The organism is Pseudomonas sp. P116, assembly GCF_020149425.1.
Lineage (GTDB): Bacteria > Pseudomonadota > Gammaproteobacteria > Pseudomonadales > Pseudomonadaceae > Aquipseudomonas > Aquipseudomonas anatoliensis.
Map to the genome: position 1 here is coordinate 135862 of NZ_JACVHB010000004.1, position 18014 is coordinate 153875.

An 18014-nucleotide genomic window follows, 5' to 3' on the forward strand; every position below is an offset into this window, starting at 1 on the left:
CTTTTGATCTATTCCAGCATCTTGCTCAGCAACCAGCTCCCCGCCGGCCCCGGCGGATATAGCCGCGACCACAAGGCATCGACAAACACCGGTTTCGGCCAGCCGCGCACTGTCAGCTCTACCAGCGTGCCATTGCCGAAACGCCCCACCAGCCAGCGCGGCAGCGGCGCCCAGCCGAAACCCATTTCGGCCATTTCCATCAGCATCAGATAACTCGGCGCCGACCAGACGCGACCCTTGGCGCGACTGTCGTAGGGATTGACGATCGTCGCCAGACGCAACTCGCGATGCTGCTCCAGGATTGGCTGATCGACGTGCTCCAGTGTCGCCAGCGCATGTTCGCGACTGACGAACAGCGCAATATCAGTGCGCTCAGCCACGGTCGAGGTCACCAGATCCGGCGGGTAATTGTCCTGCATCTCTGCAAACGCCAGATGCGCCCGACCGCGCTGCACCAGTTCGATCAAGTCATCGCATTCGGCGATCAGGCATTCGAGTTCCAGATCCGGATAGCGCTGTTCAAAACCGAACAGCGCCGCTTCGAAACGCGCGGATTGATAGGTGTCGGAAATCGCCACGGTCAATTTCGGCTCAACACCTTGGGACAATTGCCGTGCAGTCATTTCCAGACGACTGTTGGCCGTAAGAATCGCCTCGGCGCGTTGCAGCATCACATGGCCGGCGGGCGTCAGCGTCGGTTTGCGGCTGCTGCGATCAAACAACACCAGGTCCAGATCAATCTCCAGACTCGCCACCGCCGCACTGATGGTCGACTGACTGCGCCCGAGTTTGCGCGCCGCCGCCGAAAACGATCCTTGGGTCGCCGCTTGGACAAACGCCAAAAGCACTTCTTGCGAGGCCATGAACTATCGCCTTGATCGATGGTTATTGGTTTTGAAGTATCGATGCGAGGGCAGATCATGGCAACCATCTTCACTCAAGGACTCAGGCCATGACTGCCCAAAAATCCATCACTGAACGTATCTTCCAGGCTGTCGGTTTCGAATTGCTGGCGATTCTGATCTGCACGCCGTTGCTGGCGTGGATCATGAAAAAACCGATGCTTGAAATGGGCGCGGTGACGGTGCTGATCGCGATGCTGGCGCTGGGCTGGAACGTGGTGTTCAACCGGTTTTTCGACCGCATGCTCGAGCGCATGAATGTCGCCCATAACGCTTGGGTGCGGGTGGTTCACGCCTTGCTGTTCGAGGGTGGTTTGATCGTGATGGGCGTGCCGCTGATTGCCTGGTGGCTGTCGGTCAGCCTGTGGCAGGCGTTTTTGCTCGACATCGGCGTGTTGCTGTTTTTCCTGCCCTATACCTACGTTTATCACTGGGGCTACGACGTACTCCGCGAGCGCTTCCTGATGCGTCGTGTCTGTGAGGGTTAACCAAAAACTGTGGCAAATATAAAACCTGTGGCGAGGGGATTTATCCCCGATGGGTTGCGAAGCGGCCCCAAAAAATGGGCCTGCTGCGCAGTCCATCGGGGATAAATCCCCTCGCCACAATGGCTATTTCCACAAAAGTTTTAGTGAGGCTTAGAGAAACATCCCCCCCGACGCCTCAACCCGCTGACCATTGATCCACTGCGCGCCCGGCGACAGCAACAACGCCAGTGCTCCGCCGATATCATCCGGCTGCCCCGCGCGGCCCAGCGCGGTGTTCTCGGCGACCATCGCATTTACCGCCGAATTGTCGCGCACCGCACCGCCACCAAAGTCGGTTTCGATGGCGCCGGGTGCCAGGGTATTTACGGTGATCTGGCGTGAGCCCAACTCCTTGGCCTGATAGCGGGTCAGCACTTCCATCGCGCCTTTCATCGCCGCATAGGCACTGGCGCCCGGAATGCTGAACCGTGCGAGACCGCTGGACACGTTGATGATCCGCCCGCCGTCGTTAATCAGCGACAGCAGTTGCTGAGTCAGGAAGAACGGCCCTTTGAAGTGCACGTTCATCAACATGTCGAATTGCTCGACGGTGGTTTCGGCGAAGCTCACATGCAGACCGACCCCGGCGTTGTTGATCAGAAAATCGAAACGCTGACGTTCGAACTGCTGCTGCAACACCTGTTCGACCTGCGTACCGAATGCGCCAAAGCTGTCGCTGCGGCCGACGTCCAGTTGCAGCATCACGGCTTTTGCGCCGAGTTTTTCCAGTTCGACGACCAGCGCCTGCGCTTCGTCCGCCCGGCTGTGATAAGTGCCGATGATGTCCACGCCCTGAGCGGCGAGGTGCAGTGCTGCGTTCTTGCCCAGGCCACGGCTGGCGCCGGTGATCAATGCGATTTTGCGGCTCATGTGAAGTCCTCGATTGCGGTGAGTGGTGATGGATCAAAGTTTATTTATCCGCCCTGGGGTGATAAACAGGCTTAAACCGGAATCACTGGTCGGTTAAGTCGAACAATCAAAGAGCTCCCCCCCCCCCATGAACAAACTGGAACTGCTGCGCACCTTCGTCCGGGTCAGTGAGTTATCGAGTTTCACCCTCGCCGGGGAAAGCCTCGGGCTGCCACGTTCGACGGTGTCCGAACAGGTGCAAGCGCTGGAAGCGCTGCTCGGCACGCGCTTGCTGCAACGCACCACGCGTAAGGTGCAGGCAACGCAAGACGGTTTGGTGTTGTACCAACGCAGCAAGGATCTGCTCTCGCACATGGACGAGATCGAAGGCTTGTTCCGGCAGGACGAGGCCTCACTGACGGGGCGTATTCGCGTCGACATGCCGAACATTCTGTCGCGGCGTCTGGTCATGCCGCGGCTGCCGCAGTTCATGGATCGTCATCCGAATCTGGAACTGGAAATCAGCAGCACCGACCGCCGCGTCGACCTGCTCAGCGAGGGTTTCGATTGTGTGGTGCGCATTGGCGCGCAGCCGGATCAATCCGTGGTGGCGCGGCACCTTGGCGACTTCCCGATGATCAATTGCGCCAGTCCCGCGTATCTCGCGCGCTATGGTGTGCCGCAGACACTGGAAGATCTGGCGCAGCATCGCCTGGTGCATTACGTCGGCGTACTGGGTTCGCGTTCGGAAGGGTTTGTCTACGAGCAGGACGGTCAGGTTCGGCGCTTGCCAATGGCTGGCAGCGTGACGGTCAACAGCACCGACGCCTACGAGTCGGCATGTCTGGGCGGCTTCGGTCTGGTACAGGTCCCGCGCACGGGGATGCAGCCACATCTGGACAACGGCGAACTGGTGACCGTGTTGCCGCAATTCACCGCGCCGTCGATGGGAATTTCGTTGCTGTATGCGCGGCAACGGCATTTGCCGCTGCGGGTGCGGGTGTTCATGGATTGGCTGGGGGATGTGATCCGCTCAACCCTCTGACCCACCCTGGCCGTCTGTAGGAGCTGCCGAAGGCTGCGATCTTTTGATCTAAAAAAAAGATCAAAAGATCGCAGCCTTCGGCAGCTCCTACAGGGGGATCATTTTGGTCAGAAGATTTGGGTGAACAGCCAGTAGAGGCTACCCGACAACAAGATCGCCGCCGGCAGCGTCAGCACCCACGCCATCAGCAGATTACGGATGGTCCTCATCTGCAATCCACCGCCATTGGCGACCATGGTCCCGGCCACGCCCGAGGACAGCACATGCGTCGTCGACACCGGCAAACCAAACATGTCCGCTGCACCAATGGTCAGCATCGCCACGGTTTCCGCCGAGGCGCCTTGCGCGTAGGTCAGGTGGGTTTTGCCGATCTTCTCGCCGACCGTCACCACGATGCGTTTCCAGCCGACCATGGTGCCGAGCCCCAATGCGATAGCGACGGCGATCTTCACCCACAGCGGGATAAACCGTGTGGCGTTGTCGATCTGTTGCTTGAACAGTTGCAGCTTGCCAGCGGTGTCGGCGTCGAAGTTGCCGACCTTGTTCTTGTCCATCAGGCGAATCGATTCGCTGGCCAGATACATGTCGTTGCGCACGTTGCCCATGGCTTCAGCCGGGACTTTCGCCAGTGAACCGTAGCCTTTGACTTCCTCGCCGATGTGCCCGGTGAGGGCGGCGAGGGCGGGGATCAGTTGCGGCGTGGCTTCCTTGCTGCGCACGTAATCCGAGAGGATCGGGCGCGGATCGGCAGGTGCCGGCTGCGGCGCACTTTTCACCAAGGCTTGTTGGGTGACTTGCGCCACGGCGGCGAATTGCAGCGATTGTTCTTCGGGCATGGTGCGGTTCAATGCATAGGCCATCGGCAAGGTGCCGACCAGAATAAGCATGATCAGGCCCATGCCTTTCTGGCCGTCGTTGGAACCGTGGGCGAACGACACACCGGTGCACGTCAGGATCAGCAGACCACGAATCCACCATGGCGGCGGGGTGTTGCCTTTCGGTGCCTTGTACAGCGCGCGGTTCTTCACGAATGCGCGCAACGCCAGCAGCAACAGCGCCGCACAACCGAAACCCACCAGCGGCGAGAGCAGCAACGCATAACCAATCTTGGTGGCCTGCGCCCAATCGACACCGCTGGTGCCGTCGCGGCCATGCATCAAGGCATTGGCCACGCCGACGCCGATGATCGAGCCGATCAAGGTGTGCGACGACGAGGCCGGCAAACCCAGCCACCAGGTGCCGAGGTTCCACAGGATCGCTGCGATCAACAGGGCGAAGATCATCGCGAAACCGGCGGACGAACCGACCTGCAGAATCAGCTCCACCGGCAGCAGTGCGATGATGCCGAACGCCACCGCTCCGCTCGATAGCAACACACCGAGAAAGTTGAAAAACCCCGACCAGACCACCGCCACATTCGGCGGTAGCGAGTGGGTGTAAATCACCGTGGCCACGGCGTTGGCGGTGTCGTGGAAACCGTTGACGAACTCAAAACCCAGCGCAATCACCAACGCCACGCCGAGCAGCAGAAATGGCGTCCAGGTGGTGACCGTCGTGCCGAGTTCCTGCATGTCGTGCATCAGGCTATAGGCGGTGAACAGCATCCCCATGGCCAGCACCGCGAAAAACAATACGTAGGTGAACGGGCCGGTTTTCTTGTCGAGGGCGGGCCTGCCGCTGGCGGCGGACGCTGGGCTGGCGGTCAGGGAGGGAGTAGCCATGAGAGGACAATCCTGAGCGAGGGAAGGAATGTCGCCCATGATCGTTGCAGAATGTTACAGAGAGACTGCTTCAGGTCAGTGTATGGATGAATCGCTAGAGGCAAAGTCAAAAGATCGCAGCCTTCGGCAGCTCCTACAGTGGCTGTGTAGGAGCTGCCGAAGGCTGCGATCTTTTGATCTTAATAATCTCCACGCTTACGAAACGCCCACCGCCCCGCAATCACCGTAAACGTCGCCACCAGTGCCACCAATATCCAGAACCCATGCGCGTCCTGCGACAGCGGCACGCCGCCGACATTCATCCCGAAGAAACCGGCAATGATGTTGATCGGCAGCGCCAGCACCGTCACCACGGTCAGGGTGAACAGCGTGCGGTTGCTCTGTTCGTTGAGGTTGGCGGCGATTTCTTCCTGCAACAGTTTGATGCGCTCGCCGAGGGCAGTGAGGTCATTGATGATCAGCGCAAACTCCTCGGTGGATTTGCGCAGTTCCTTGACGTCCTCCTTCTGCAACCACGGCGGCGGGCGGTTGAGCAAGCGCAGTAACGAACCCGGCTCCAATGCCAGCAGCCGTTGCAATCTCACTAGCACTCGGCGGTTGGCACCGAGTTCGGCTCGGTTGGTCGACAGGCGCGAGGAGAGCAACTCGTCTTCGACCGTATCAACGCTCATGCTGGTCTTGCGCACGATCTGCGTCAGCACTTCGCCCTGATCGCGCAGCAGGTGCACGAGCAATTCCGAGGGCGAACGAAAACGCTCACCGGCCTTCACCGACGAGCGCAATTTATCCACCGAGTGCAGCGGTTGCAGGCGCGCACTGACGATCAGTTTGCTGCGCACGCACACCCACAACGTCGATACATCCGACGACACCATGCTGCTGAGGTTGAACACCACATCGTTGACCACTGCCAGCAACGCCGAGTCGACGTGCTCGATGCGCGTCGAACGCGAACCTTCGTGCAGCGCCTCGAAAAATTCTTCGGGCAGTTGCAGATGGCTTTTCATCCAGCGCTCGCACGCGGCGTGGGCCAGATTCAAGTGCAGCCAGAGGAATTCACCACTGTCGCTGTCGTCCTGCAAACAACGCAGTGCCGTCGCCGAATCGACTTCGCGGCCACGTTCCCCAGGCAGGAAACGAAAACCGTAGAGCAAACCGAACAGGTCAGGATCGCGATGGCTGATATCGAGGCTGTGGTTCATGGAGGCTCGCTGCGAGGAGGGCGCTGGGCGGGATTTTCAGATTCACCTGTGCCGGATCATCGCAATGTCACATGACGTTTGTGTGACGGCAAAATGACGTCAAATCATAGCGTTACCGGCGGTCGGGAGTTCTTCAAGAAACGCTCTGGCGCGCCGATCTCAGGTGAGTTAGGTTGCGCGCCATTGGCCGTTGGCCAAGGTTCGCCGACAGGGAAGTCAGGCCACTTTTCACGCCTTTTCCTGGCGTGCCTCATCCCTGTCCTGAGTATCTGCGATGTTGCAAAAATCCCTGAGAGCGCAAATTCTCGCCCTGCTGAGCGGCAGCCTGTTGGCGGTGCTGTTGATCGCGCTGGCGTGTTTTCACTTCCTCTCCAACGGCGTGCAAAGCTACAGCCAATTGATCGCCGGCCCGTTGCACACTTCGCAATTGATCGATGAAGCCAACCTGCAATTCAAGGTGCAGGTACAGGAATGGAAAAACGTCCTGCTGCGCGGCAAGCAGCCGGCGGATCTGGCCAAGTACTGGAGCCAGTTTGAAGATCGCCAGCGCGATGTGCAGAGAATCCTCGGCGAACTGGCCAGCCAGAAAGGCATCGAGCCAAGCCTGAAAACCCGCATCGAGCGCTTGCGTGAAGAGCATCGTCAGTTGGCCGGCGCCTACCAGAAGGGCCGTGATGCCTACGTCGCCGCGGGTGGCGATTCTGCTGCCGGTGACGCGGCTGTCAAAGGTGTTGATCGCGCTGCCAGCGATCAGATGAGCGAACTGGTCGCCGAATTGCGCAAGCAGGGCACCGAGCAGTCGGCGCTGATCAGTGCCGAGGCCGATCGCACCGTATGGCTGGGGCTGTTGGTGATGCTCGCTTCGGGTCTGTTGATCGGGCTGTTGAGCCTGTGGCTGGTCAACCGCAACCTGATCGAGCCGATCCGCAAACTCATCGACTACGTCACCCAACTGAGCCGCGGCAAACTGGCCGAACGGGTGGTCAGCGACCGTCAGGATGAGCTGGGTAACCTCGCCGCAGCCGCCAACACCCTGCGCGATTTTCTCGCGGATACGTTCACTCGTTTGCAGCGCAGCGCCAGTGATCTGGACAGCGCCAGCGGCGAGTTGAACGCCATCGCCACGACCATGGCCGGCGGCACCAACGAGCAGTTCAACCGCACCGACCAGGTAGCCACGGCGATGAACGAAATGTCCGCCACCGCCCAGGAAGTCGCGCGTCACGCCGCCGATGCCGCGCGAGCTGCCGACGATGCCGACCAGTCCGCCCAGCAGGGTGAAAAGGTCATGCAAAGCACCATCCATTCCATCACGCTGATGCGCAGCGAAATCGCCAACACCGCCACGGTCATTCGTCGTCTCGAAGCCGACAGTGGCCGCATCGGCAAGGTGCTGGAAGTGATTCGTGGCATCGCCGAACAGACCAACCTGCTGGCGCTGAACGCGGCGATTGAAGCGGCGCGTGCCGGAGAGGCCGGGCGCGGTTTTGCGGTGGTCGCTGACGAAGTGCGCAACCTGGCGCAGCGCACGGCGGAGTCGATTATCGAGATCAACCAGATCATTCAGAGCGTGCAGACCGGCGCGGTAGATGCGGCGCAAGCCATCTATAGCGGCCAGACCCGCAGCGACGAAAGCGTTGAGCAAGTGACGCAGGCGGGCGCCATGCTTGAGCGTATCACCCACGCGGTGGAAGCGATTCGCGACATGAACCGTCAGATCGCCACGGCGGCCGAAGAGCAGACGTCGGTTGCCGAGGACATCTCGCGCAACCTGACCGAAATCACCTCGATTGCCAGCACCAACCTCGACAACGTGCAGCGCACCGAAAGCGCCAGCCAGAATCTGCACGGCCTGTCCGGGCAACTGAACGAAGTCACCGCTCGCCTGAGCGCGTGATCCGTTGACTGTGTACCGATTCGGATACCGAGTCGGTACACAGTCGATCTCAATTTGACGCAAGCATGGCCGATGTCCGGGGATCTATAACCGGCATTGGAGCACTCCCATGGTCAGCCTCACCTCTGTTTCGATCACTCAACCTGTGGCCACCTCGGCCAGCAAAGCCTCGGCCAGTGAAGACACCTCGACCACCGCGACTGCCAGCACCGGCGATACTGGCGATACCGGTAAAGTCGCCGCAGGCGGCGGGGCTGCACCGGCGGGTGGCGGCAGTTCCAGCAGCTCAGAATCGGACACGGTAAAAGAACTGCGCAAGCAGATCGCCGAGTTGCAAAAGCAGTTGCAGGAACAGCAACAAGCGCTGCAAGCGGCACAGGCGAAGCAGCAAAGTGCCGATGCGAAAGCGGCGGATGTTGCGGCGGCACAAGCGCAAGTCACGGCAACTTCGGCCTCGCTGCAAACGGCGACGGCGGGGTTGTTGCAGGCGTTGCAGGATTCGGATTCGAGCACATCCGGTTCGTTGGTCAGTACTTCTGCCTAAACCCTCAACTGCGATATCTATGTAGGAGCTGCGGCACGCTGCGATCTTTTGATTGTAAAAAACCAGATCAAAAGATCGCAGCCTCGTTTCACTCGACAGCTCCTACAGGGTTCTAGCCAGCCGCACAATGTTGTGGCCGACGCGGTCATTGTAGGAGTGAGCCTGCTCGCGAAAGCGGTAGCCTCGCCAGGATTGATGTCGACTGACACTACGCATTCGTGAGCAGGCTCACTCCTGCAACGATTTACTCCAGACGTAAAAAAGCCGCACGATCTTTCAATCGTGCGGCTTTGGTTAAACGGTGTATCAAGTGTCTTGCTTGTCGCTCAGCACTTTGCCAGTGGTAGCGTCGAAGTCCACATCGAACTCTTTGCCATCAGCCGTTTTCAATTCAACTTCGTACTCGTAACCGTTGAAGTGGTTGTCCAGGTCGGTGTCAGTGATGGTCGCACCCGGATGCAGTTTCAGTGCAGCCTCGTTCATCGATTCCAGCGACTTGATCTTGCCGGACTTGACCAGCTCAGGGATCTGATCGACGCGTACATCAGCCTGAGCGATACCCGCGGTGAGGGTCAGGGCAGCTGCGGTAAACAGGGCAGTCAAAGTTTTCATCGGTTCATTCCTTCGTTTGTTTAAGTGCGTGTTCTGTTGAAGTGAGTTCAGATTAGCCAACGCAACTTAATTCACCCTTAAAACCCCACATCGCGTGCAGGGCTCTTGTAGGAGTGAGCCTGCTCGCGATGCGGACAACCCGGTTTACCGATCAGAACCCGTTGTTCTTCAACACCTGATCAACGCTCGCGGCGGCCGGGCGTTTATAGAACTTCAGCAGTTCGCTGGCGCGGTTGGTAAAGATGCCATCGACGCCTGCGGCCATGACTTTGTCGAAGTCCACCGGCTCATCGACGGTGTAGACGTGCACCAGCAGGCCCTGATCGTGGGTGTACTGGTTCATCCACGGTTGCACCAGATCCGAATAACTCTGGTCGCCACCTTGGGTGAGCTTCGCCGAAGGGCCTGTGCCGATAGCACCCTGAGCCTTGGCGTAATCAACCCATTGTTTAAATTCAGCTTCGGATTTCGGCTCCTGCTTGCCGTAGAAAGCGTTTTTGTCTTTCTCGCCGGACTCGGCAAACGTCACCTTGGATTTCGGCTCGATGCTGCCTTCACCGACCCACAGCAAGAGAATCTTCGGCACTTGCGGCATTTCCTTTTGCAGCAGTTCGAGGCTGTTCTTCTCGAAGGTTTGCAGGATCACCTTGCCTTTGCCCTGACCGACACCCAGTGCACTTTTCGCCAGTTTCGAACCCGCCGGGCTGAGCCAGCCGCGATCCTGCAGTTTCTCCTTCAAGTCTTTCTCTAAACCGGGGAACAGCTGCGGCTCTTTGGTCTCGATGTACAGGCCAGGTTTGTGCTGCGGATTGGCCTGGGCGATGTCGATGACTTCATCGAGAGTAAGAATTTTCAGCCCGGCGTAGGATGGGCGCGCGCGGTCCGGGTATTTGGTGTTGAACCAACTGCCGGCATCGAGGGTTTTCAGCTCGGCCATGGTGAAGGCGTTGGCCGGGCTGTCCTTGCGATCCGGGAATTTGCTGGCGACGTCGGTGGTGCGCTGCAGATTGTCGTCGTGCAGGACGAACAGCACGCCGTCCTTGCTGCGCTGCAAGTCCATTTCCAGATAATCGGCGCCGAGGTCACGGGCCAGTTTGTAGGCCGCGGCGGTGGATTCCGGTGCATCGAATGATGCGCCACGGTGGGCGATCACCGCCGGGTGCGGGATGCCGTGAGCTGCAGCCACGGCGTTCGGATCGCTGTGAGTGGCGGCATGCGCCTGACTGAAACCGAGCAACAGGCTCAGCATGAGGGCGCTTTTGGTGAAAGTGGCGGGCATGGTCGAGTTCCTTTCGCAGGGCATTTTCAAAGACGTACCTTTTAACAACTGAATCGATTGCATGCTATCGCCAGACCGACATAAACCTATTAAAAGCGATATTTCCTGCACTTTTGTGGTGCTGTTTGCAGTACGCTTGCCCTCGGCAGACGTCCCGGCAGAGGGCGCGCCGTTCAGTTGCCCTGCGTGTAAACCATCGATCAACATTTCGTGAGGTTTACCATGCGCATCACCTCCCAACTCATCTGCCAGGCAGCCGACGACCTCAAGGGCTTTGTCGGCCTCAACCGCAAAACCGGCCAGTACATCGTGCGCTTCAGCGAAGACTCGTTCGGCATGGACGTGGCAGATGACGGCATTATTCCGACCAGCGAATTCGTCTGGTCCCAGATTTCGCCAACGACCATGACCTTGAAGCGTGAGCTGATTCAGTTGCTGCTGGATCAGAATATTGACGACCGGATCAACATCACCGAACCGTTGCGGGTGTATATGAGCAAGCGTGAAGTGCCGGAGATTGAGGCGGTGCGGAGCTTGGTGCGGGGCTAGGTTTTTGCCGTGGCTGTCAGGGCCTCATCGCTGGCAAGCCAGCTCCCACAGGTACGGCGTGATCTTCAGAGCAACACCTAACCTGTGGGAGCTGGCTTGCCAGCGATGGGGCCAGTGAGTACACCGCAATACTCACTGGCCAAACCGATACTCACGCTCCACCCGACACACCCGCGTATGAAACGACGAATACCAGGTCGACCGCCCACGCTGCTGAATCAGCCGATGCTCGGGATGCTGCCGCCACGCCAGAATTGCCGCTTCGCTCTCCCAATACGACACCGTGATCCCGACGCCATCCGCGCCTCGAACCGACTCAACACCGAGAAAACCCGGCTGTTCGCTCACCAATTCGGCCATGCGCTCAGCCGCTTTGGCATAACCGTTGTCACCCTCGGTACGGGTCGAGGTAAAAATCACCGCAAAACAAGACGTCATCAACGTGGCTCCGCGCAGGCTTCAATAAATGCTCGGACCAGCGGTGGCATCTGTCCCTTGAGTGCCGCGCGTTCCGGTTGAAACAACGTTGCGACGAAAAACGGATGGTTTTTCAATTCGATCGCCCGTAAATCCCCGGCCGAATCATGACCCACAGCCTGTAGCTGATGTTCTAAAAGCTGCGCTTCAAACTGCGGATTCACACCGAAGCGGCAGCGATAGCCTTCATGAATCTCCGACGTTTCGTACGCCTTGACGATCAACGAACCGGACAGTAGATGAATGCTGTCCACGGCTTCGACCAGCGAACAGGTAAGGGGTGTGAGCACTGCTCTTTCGGAGTCGGGCGAGGTTTCGCCATGTTCAGCATCCGTCCAGCCCAGCACATTGCGGGAAAATTCCAGTACCGCATGTTGAAAACCGCCGCAGGTGCCGAGGAAAGGGCGTTGTTGTTCGCGGGCAAAACGGATCGCCATGAGCGCGCCAGCTTCGCTTTTGTAAGGGCTGGCAGGCACACACCAGAAACCGTCGAACCTGTTTAAGGGTGTATCAGCGTGGATTTGATCGGTGGCCAACCATTCGAATTGCACGTGGCGATGGTGGTGTTCGGCGACCAGACCAAGGGCCACAGGTATGGCTTGGTGGGCAGTGACTTGCGGGTCGTAATCGCCGATCAGGGCAATGGAAATGGCGTCCATGGGATTTCCTTTGTGTGACGAAAGTGAAGAGCCCTTGTGGCGAGGGGATTTATCCCCGACCGACTGCACAGCAGTCGTCTCTTCTTTTCTTTGGGGCCGCTTCGCAGCCCATCGGGGATAAATCACCTCGCCACAGGGTGGTGGTCACTATAGATTGGCGCTCACGCACTCAATATTGGCGTTTCCCCAAGTGATCAATGCACCCGCGCACTATCGACTCGATTACCCGGATCTGGCGCTGATCCTCGCCTTGGTACGCGGCGGCTCTCTGGCCCGCGCTTCGCAGCTGTTGAAGGTCGATGTGTCGACGGTGTTCCGCGCCGTCCGCCGTCTCGAAGCCGCGCTCGGTCAGCAACTGTTCGAAAAAAGTCGCGCCGGTTACTTGCCCACAACTTTGGCGCAGACGCTGGCCGAGCAGGCTGAACGCGCAGAGCAGGCACTCGACGCGGCGCGGATCGGTGTGGAGCAGGGCGGCGAAGTGATCAGCGGTACGGTGCGGCTCACCTGCACCGATTCAGTGTTGCAAGGTTTGCTGCTGCCGGCGCTGGCGCAGTTCATGCCCAACTATCCGGCGCTGACCATTGAGCTGAGCACCTCCAACGATTTCGCCAACCTCAGCCGTCGCGATGCCGACATCGCCTTGCGTCTGACGCGTACACCGCCAGAGCACCTGGTCGGACGGCAATTGGCGAAGGTTTCCTACAGGGTTTGCGCCAGTGCAGGTTATCTGCAAAACGTCGATACGGCGGATCTGGCTGCACTGACCTGGATCGCTCCGGACGACTTCCTTCCCGATCACCCGACCATCGCCTGGCGCCGCCAGCATTTGCCCGGCGTGACCCCGGGATATCGCTGCAACAGCATGCTGTCGGTCACGGAACTGGTGCGCGCCGGCCTCGGCGTGGCGGCGTTGCCGGATTTTCTTATCAACGATGATTTGCAGGCGCTGAGCGAGCCGTTGCACGGCTATGACACGGCGCTGTGGCTGCTGACGCGTCCGGATTGTCGGGCGTTGCGCTCGGTGGTGACACTGTTCGATGAACTGGGGCGGGCGTTGCGTTTAGCCTGATCAACGCAGTGGGTTCTGGCACATGTGCGCGTGCAACTCGCTGGTCAGGCCTTCGATTCGCTCCGTGAGGTTTTTCGTCATTTCGGTAAGTCGGGTGTTTTGTTCCAGCAACGCCAGCAATTGCGCGGAATTCTTCGCCGCCTCAGCCTGACGTTCGGTATTGGCCTGTGCCAGCGCTTCACGGTGCTGCGCATCGGCGTCGGCCTGCGCCTTGTCGCGCGCGGCCTGACGGGTTTGCGCGAGCAGGATCAGTGGCGCGGCGTAGGCCGCCTGCAGGCTGAAGGCCAGGTTCAGCAGGATGAACGGGTAGACGTCGAATTGAGTCACGCCCCAAACGTTCAGGCCGATCCACACCGCAACAATCAAGGTTTGCGCGCCAAGGAACAGCGGCGTGCCGAAGAACCGCGCGAAGGCTTCGGCGCGCAAGGCGAAGGCGTCGTTACCGAAGGTCGTGTTCAGGTGGGCGTGGGGGCGGTGGAAGCGCAGGTGATCGATGGGGGCGGGGGATGTTTCGGGTTTTTCGTTGTTCATGGTGTGCTCGGCAGGACTTCGGACGTGCCGTCACTATAGCTCTGCGTTGTGGCAGCCGGCCTCTTCGCGGGCAAGTCCGCCCCCACAGGGATTGAGTCGACCACACATTTTGTGTACGACCGCTTAACCTGTGGGAGCGGGCTTGCCCGCGATGGCCGCGACTCGGACTACCGGCGATACACGGATATCAGCCAGGCGCCCGCTCATTGGCAAACATGCTCACCGCCTGCACCGCTTCACTGGCGCCGTCACGAATCTGCAAGATCACCGTACCCGCCTGATCCGCCAGTTCCACGCCTTGGGCCGCGCGATCGCGGGTGCCGTCCATGCTCTTGATCGCCTGGCGGGTTTCGCTCTGGATCAAACCGATCATGTTGGAAATTTCCGCTGTGGAGCCGCTGGTACGCGCCGCCAGTTGCCGCACTTCATCGGCCACCACCGCAAAACCACGGCCCTGTTCACCGGCTCGCGCCGCTTCGATGGCAGCGTTGAGCGCCAGCAAGTTGGTCTGGTCCGCAATCGCGCGAATGGTGTTGACGATGGCCGTAATCTGCTCCGAGCGTTCACCCAGGTGGGCGATCAGCGTCGAAGACGCGGCAATGTCCTCAGCAATTTCGCGCATTTCGCTGGCCGCTTGTTGAATGACCTGAGTGCCTTGTTCGGCGACTTTCCGCGTCTCGACCGAGATGTGATAGGCGGCGCTGGCACTGCGCGCGTCTTGCTCGTGTTGTTCGACCCGAGCGGTGACGTCCGAGGCGAATTTCACCACTTTGCACAAACGGCCGGAGGCGTCGTAAACCGGGTTGTAATTGGCCTCCAGCCAAACGGTCTGGCCGCGCTTGTCGACGCGTTCGAACTGGCCCTGAAAGAACTCCCCCTGATTCAACCGTCGCCAGAAATCCTGATAAGCGCTGCTGTTGACCAATTCTGCGGTGCAGAACAAACGGTGATGTTTGCCTTTGAGCTCGGCGAGTGTGTAACCCATGCGCGTCAGAAAGTTCTGGTTGGCCGTGATAATGCTGCCGTCGAGGTTGAACTCAATCACCGCCATCGCCCGGTCGATCGCCTCCAACTTGGCATTGACCTCGCTTTCCTGCTGCACCTTGGCCGTGACGTCCATCGCGTACTTGACCACTTTCACCACACGTCCGGCGGCATCCTTGATCGGGTTGTAACTGGCTTCGAGCCAGACCGACTCGCCTTTGCTATTGATGCGTTCGAACGTGCCGGACTGAAACTCACCTCTTTTCAGGCGTGACCACAACTCGCTGTACTGAGCACTGCGGCCAAACTCAGGCGTGCAGAACAGACGATGGGGTTGGCCGATCGCTTGTTCGGCGCGGTAACCCATGGTCTTGAGGAAGTTGTCGTTGGCACTTAACACGACGGCGTCGAGATCGAACTCAATCACCGCCATTGAGCGGTTGATTGCATCGAGCAAGCCGTTCTGTTGAGTGAGGGTCTGTTGAAGGTCGTCGAGGGCGGATTTATGGCGATTGAAGAACATGGCGCATACCTGGAAGTAGGGAAAGACTGGGTTTTGTCCCTGTTTCCGCGGGGGCAGGCCAAGCTGAGGGTTATTGGCATTGGCTGCAAAGTGCCAGCATCCAGGCTGGCCGACGAATCTTATACAGACTTATAGGTTCTGTACAAGAAACTGCTGTTTCGAAATTGTACGAATGTGCTCAGATGCCGGTTCGCGATTCAACTATTGCAGCACGGCATCGCCGTCGATATGCCGTAGCTGTCATTGATGAGCTTGAAATGATCGATGTCGATCAGCTGTTGTGCTGTTGCAGGGGAAGGTCGATCTAGCGCTGATAGTGCGCCAGAAACATCTCCAGCGCCGATTCCGCGACGGTGTTCTGTCTCTCGGCATCAAGCGGCGGCTGGCCCATGGAAATCTGCGGCCAGAAGCCGAATGACTTCAGCAGTCCGTGCACCTGTTGCGCAGCAAAATCTGCATCCACGGGTTTCAACCGGCCATCAGCCTGAGCGGCACGAATCCACACCGTCAGGCCTTCCTCCCGCTCTCCCATGCGCGCGACCATATCCTGCGCACGCTCTGGAGAGTGGATGGTTGCAGCAATCGCTACGCGTGCGAGTCCGAGGAAATTGTCGTCGGCCATCAATTGCAACTTGGCCAGAAACATCTGCCGCAATTGCTCGCTCAACGGCTGATTCGCGCTGTACGTAATGACTTGCTCTGCGCTGATCCGCGCCCACAACTGGTTGAGAATTTCGGCGAAAAGCTCTTCTTTACTGGGGAAATGGTTGTACACAGTGCGCTTCGACACGCCGGCAGTCGCCGCGATTTTGTCCATGCTGGTGATCTCGAAACCGTTGGCACGGAATTCCGCAATCGCCGCTTGGATAATGGCTTCGCGTTTGCGGTCGGTGAGGCGCTGTGGAGCTGTCATAAGTACGCTTCGGCAGGTGAGAGATGAAATTACACTTGGTAGTTTACTTGTCGTCGACTTTGATGCAACCTAGGAAACTACACCGATCGGTGTAATGTTGCGTTAATCCTCGTAACCTAAAAACCAGACAGTTCGGCTGATGCGTGCGTGCTTTGGCCATTTATCGTCCCACCGAGGAAAACCGTGAATAGCGCGGGTTTTCTGGAGTCACTCAGTCATGGCCAATCCAGTTTCCGTTCCGGATAAAACATCCACGCCTGAAGCCTCTCGACAGGACCAAGGGCTGTTCCGCAATCATGCGCCGGTGCAACGCGAAGGCTTGCGCAAAATGCTGCGGATCATGTGGAACATGATCTTCCACAAACCCCGCAACACCCGACCTGCCGCGGCAATACCGGTGCAACCGCTGACCCGTGAAGATCTGCTGGCAGCGCCAAATCACAGCGTCTATCGCCTCGGACACTCGACCCTGTTGCTGAAGCTGCAGGACAAATTCTGGATCACCGACCCGGTCTTCGCTGAACGCGCCTCGCCGGTGCAATGGGCCGGCCCGAAGCGTTTCCACCAACCACCGATCAGCCTCGACCAGTTGCCACCGATCGAGGCAGTGATCCTGTCGCACAACCACTACGACCACCTCGATTACGAGGCGGTGCTCAGGCTGGCGGTCAAAACCAATCTGTTCCTGACCCCGCTGGGCGTCGGCGACACGCTCATCAAGTGGGGCATCGACGCGAGCAAGGTGCGCCAGTTCGACTGGTGGCAAGGTACTGAAATCGCCGGTGTCCGCTTCATTGCCACTCCGTCGCAGCACTTTTCCGGTCGTGGCCTGTTCGACGGCAACAGCACCTTGTGGGCGTCATGGGTGATGATCGACGGCGACACACGAATTTTCTTTAGCGGCGACAGTGGCTACTTCGACGGCTTCAAACGCATCGGCGAACAGTTCGGCCCGTTCGACCTGACCTTGATGGAAACCGGCGCCTACAACGTCGAATGGCCCCACGTGCACATGCAACCCGAACAAACCCTGCAAGCCCACATCGACCTGAAAGGCCGCTGGCTATTCCCGATCCACAACGGCACTTTCGACCTGGCGATGCATGCCTGGCATGAACCGTTCGACCGCATTCTGGCGCTGGCCTGGGAGCGCAGCATTTCGATTACCACGCCGCAAATGGGTGAGGCCTTCAACATCACGCAACCGCAGCGTGGCAATGCCTGGTGGTTGGGGGTTGAAGGGGAGAGTGAGGGGGTGGTTCAGAACGCCTGACCCCAATGAGTGAATGCTGAATGAGTCTTGTGGTGAGGGGATTTATCACCGATGGACTGCGCAGCAGCCCTTGTTTGGGGGCCGCGTCGCGGCCCATCGGGGATAAATCCCCTCACCACAACTGCTTACTCAGCAAACGCTCACTCAGCCATCGCAAAATCCCCACGCCCCACTGATTCCGCAGCCACCCCGTTCAAACTCGCACTCCGTCCCGGCGCAAACCCGGGAAAGAACACCAGCCCCCGCGACTCAAACCGGTACGCCAACGCCAGACGTGCCGCATCCGCCACCTCTTGCTGCGCTTCAAACCGTTGAATGTCGCCTACCGAAACTTCAGCCTCCCGCGATAGCTGTTCCACGCTCCAGCCCAGCATTACTCTGGCCTGCACGCAGTGCGTCGGGGTGAACTGGAAAAGGGCAATGCGTTCGAGGATGTGGTTCATCGCAAGAGAGGCCAT

19 protein-coding genes are annotated in these 18014 nt (G+C 59.0%); 7 read left to right on the forward strand and 12 right to left on the reverse strand.

Features of this window, described 5'->3' with window-relative positions; translation table 11 throughout:
- Positions 1-8: 8 nt before the first annotated feature.
- On the reverse strand, positions 9-863 hold the full coding sequence (locus ICA15_RS14940) for a LysR family transcriptional regulator (protein WP_150616118.1): 855 nt from the start codon (positions 861-863) through the stop codon (positions 9-11).
- A gap of 89 nt (positions 864-952) precedes the next feature.
- Here ICA15_RS14940 and ICA15_RS14945 point away from each other — a divergent pair, with 89 nt between their 5' ends.
- Positions 953-1390: a multidrug/biocide efflux PACE transporter gene (locus ICA15_RS14945; RefSeq protein ID WP_210554106.1), complete on the forward strand. Its 438-nt coding sequence runs from the start codon at positions 953-955 to the stop codon at positions 1388-1390.
- Positions 1391-1540: 150 nt separating this feature from the next.
- Here the strand turns inward: ICA15_RS14945 and ICA15_RS14950 are convergent, their stop codons facing one another.
- Positions 1541-2299 (reverse strand): SDR family NAD(P)-dependent oxidoreductase, encoded by a 759-nt coding sequence (locus tag ICA15_RS14950; protein ID WP_210554105.1) that lies wholly within the window; start codon positions 2297-2299, stop codon positions 1541-1543.
- A 127-nt stretch (positions 2300-2426) separates the two neighbouring features.
- Between ICA15_RS14950 and ICA15_RS14955 the strand changes: the two genes are divergently transcribed.
- The gene (locus tag ICA15_RS14955; RefSeq protein WP_150601587.1) at positions 2427-3323 is read left to right on the forward strand and encodes a LysR family transcriptional regulator; all 897 of its coding nucleotides are present in this window, start codon (positions 2427-2429) and stop codon (positions 3321-3323) included.
- A 107-nt stretch (positions 3324-3430) separates the two neighbouring features.
- On the opposite strand, the gene ICA15_RS14960 is transcribed toward ICA15_RS14955, so the two are convergent.
- A complete protein-coding gene (locus tag ICA15_RS14960; RefSeq protein ID WP_210554104.1) occupies positions 3431-5044 on the reverse strand; it encodes an inorganic phosphate transporter in 1614 nt (537 codons plus the stop codon).
- 179 nt (positions 5045-5223) lie between these two features.
- Positions 5224-6246, reverse strand: a complete 1023-nt coding sequence (locus ICA15_RS14965) for a transporter (protein ID WP_150601585.1) — start codon at positions 6244-6246, stop codon at positions 5224-5226.
- Between the two features lie 274 nt (positions 6247-6520).
- Between ICA15_RS14965 and ICA15_RS14970 the strand changes: the two genes are divergently transcribed.
- Positions 6521-8143, forward strand: coding sequence for a methyl-accepting chemotaxis protein (locus ICA15_RS14970; protein WP_210554103.1), 1623 nt, complete (start codon positions 6521-6523; stop codon positions 8141-8143).
- Between the two features lie 109 nt (positions 8144-8252).
- Positions 8253-8687, forward strand: a complete 435-nt coding sequence (locus ICA15_RS14975) for a hypothetical protein (protein WP_210554102.1) — start codon at positions 8253-8255, stop codon at positions 8685-8687.
- A gap of 306 nt (positions 8688-8993) precedes the next feature.
- Here the strand turns inward: ICA15_RS14975 and ICA15_RS14980 are convergent, their stop codons facing one another.
- Entirely contained in the window at positions 8994-9299 is a 306-nt protein-coding gene (locus tag ICA15_RS14980) for a PepSY domain-containing protein (protein ID WP_150592925.1), read from the reverse strand.
- 151 nt (positions 9300-9450) lie between these two features.
- Positions 9451-10578, reverse strand: coding sequence for a glycerophosphodiester phosphodiesterase (locus tag ICA15_RS14985; protein ID WP_210554101.1), 1128 nt, complete (start codon positions 10576-10578; stop codon positions 9451-9453).
- A gap of 222 nt (positions 10579-10800) precedes the next feature.
- Between ICA15_RS14985 and ICA15_RS14990 the strand changes: the two genes are divergently transcribed.
- Complete coding sequence (locus ICA15_RS14990; protein WP_210554100.1) at positions 10801-11127, forward strand: DUF2025 family protein; 327 nt, start codon at positions 10801-10803, stop codon at positions 11125-11127.
- A 132-nt stretch (positions 11128-11259) separates the two neighbouring features.
- On the opposite strand, the gene ICA15_RS14995 is transcribed toward ICA15_RS14990, so the two are convergent.
- Together ICA15_RS14995 and ICA15_RS15000 are read right to left on the reverse strand one after the other, a co-directional pair.
- Positions 11260-11565, reverse strand: coding sequence for an antibiotic biosynthesis monooxygenase family protein (locus tag ICA15_RS14995; protein WP_210554099.1), 306 nt, complete (start codon positions 11563-11565; stop codon positions 11260-11262).
- Positions 11565-12263: a CTP synthase gene (locus ICA15_RS15000; protein WP_210554098.1), complete on the reverse strand. Its 699-nt coding sequence runs from the start codon at positions 12261-12263 to the stop codon at positions 11565-11567. Before ICA15_RS15000 ends, ICA15_RS14995 begins: the two co-directional genes overlap by 1 nt.
- Before the next feature lie 190 nt (positions 12264-12453).
- Here ICA15_RS15000 and ICA15_RS15005 point away from each other — a divergent pair, with 190 nt between their 5' ends.
- Positions 12454-13332: a LysR family transcriptional regulator gene (locus ICA15_RS15005; RefSeq protein ID WP_224450884.1), complete on the forward strand. Its 879-nt coding sequence runs from the start codon at positions 12454-12456 to the stop codon at positions 13330-13332.
- Here ICA15_RS15005 and ICA15_RS15010 read toward each other — a convergent pair whose 3' ends face one another.
- From ICA15_RS15010 to ICA15_RS15020, 3 genes are all read right to left on the reverse strand, one after another.
- Positions 13333-13863 (reverse strand): DUF1003 domain-containing protein, encoded by a 531-nt coding sequence (locus ICA15_RS15010; protein ID WP_210554096.1) that lies wholly within the window; start codon positions 13861-13863, stop codon positions 13333-13335. It abuts the gene before it with no gap.
- Positions 13864-14050: 187 nt separating this feature from the next.
- Positions 14051-15370: a methyl-accepting chemotaxis protein gene (locus tag ICA15_RS15015; RefSeq protein WP_210554095.1), complete on the reverse strand. Its 1320-nt coding sequence runs from the start codon at positions 15368-15370 to the stop codon at positions 14051-14053.
- A 304-nt stretch (positions 15371-15674) separates the two neighbouring features.
- Entirely contained in the window at positions 15675-16283 is a 609-nt protein-coding gene (locus ICA15_RS15020; RefSeq protein ID WP_210554094.1) for a TetR/AcrR family transcriptional regulator, read from the reverse strand.
- Between the two features lie 217 nt (positions 16284-16500).
- Between ICA15_RS15020 and ICA15_RS15025 the strand changes: the two genes are divergently transcribed.
- Positions 16501-17556, forward strand: a complete 1056-nt coding sequence (locus tag ICA15_RS15025) for an MBL fold metallo-hydrolase (protein ID WP_210554093.1) — start codon at positions 16501-16503, stop codon at positions 17554-17556.
- Between the two features lie 140 nt (positions 17557-17696).
- On the opposite strand, the gene ICA15_RS15030 is transcribed toward ICA15_RS15025, so the two are convergent.
- Positions 17697-18014 carry an XRE family transcriptional regulator gene (locus tag ICA15_RS15030; RefSeq protein ID WP_210554092.1) on the reverse strand — a complete coding sequence of 106 codons (318 nt, stop codon included), beginning with the start codon at positions 18012-18014 and terminating at the stop codon, positions 17697-17699.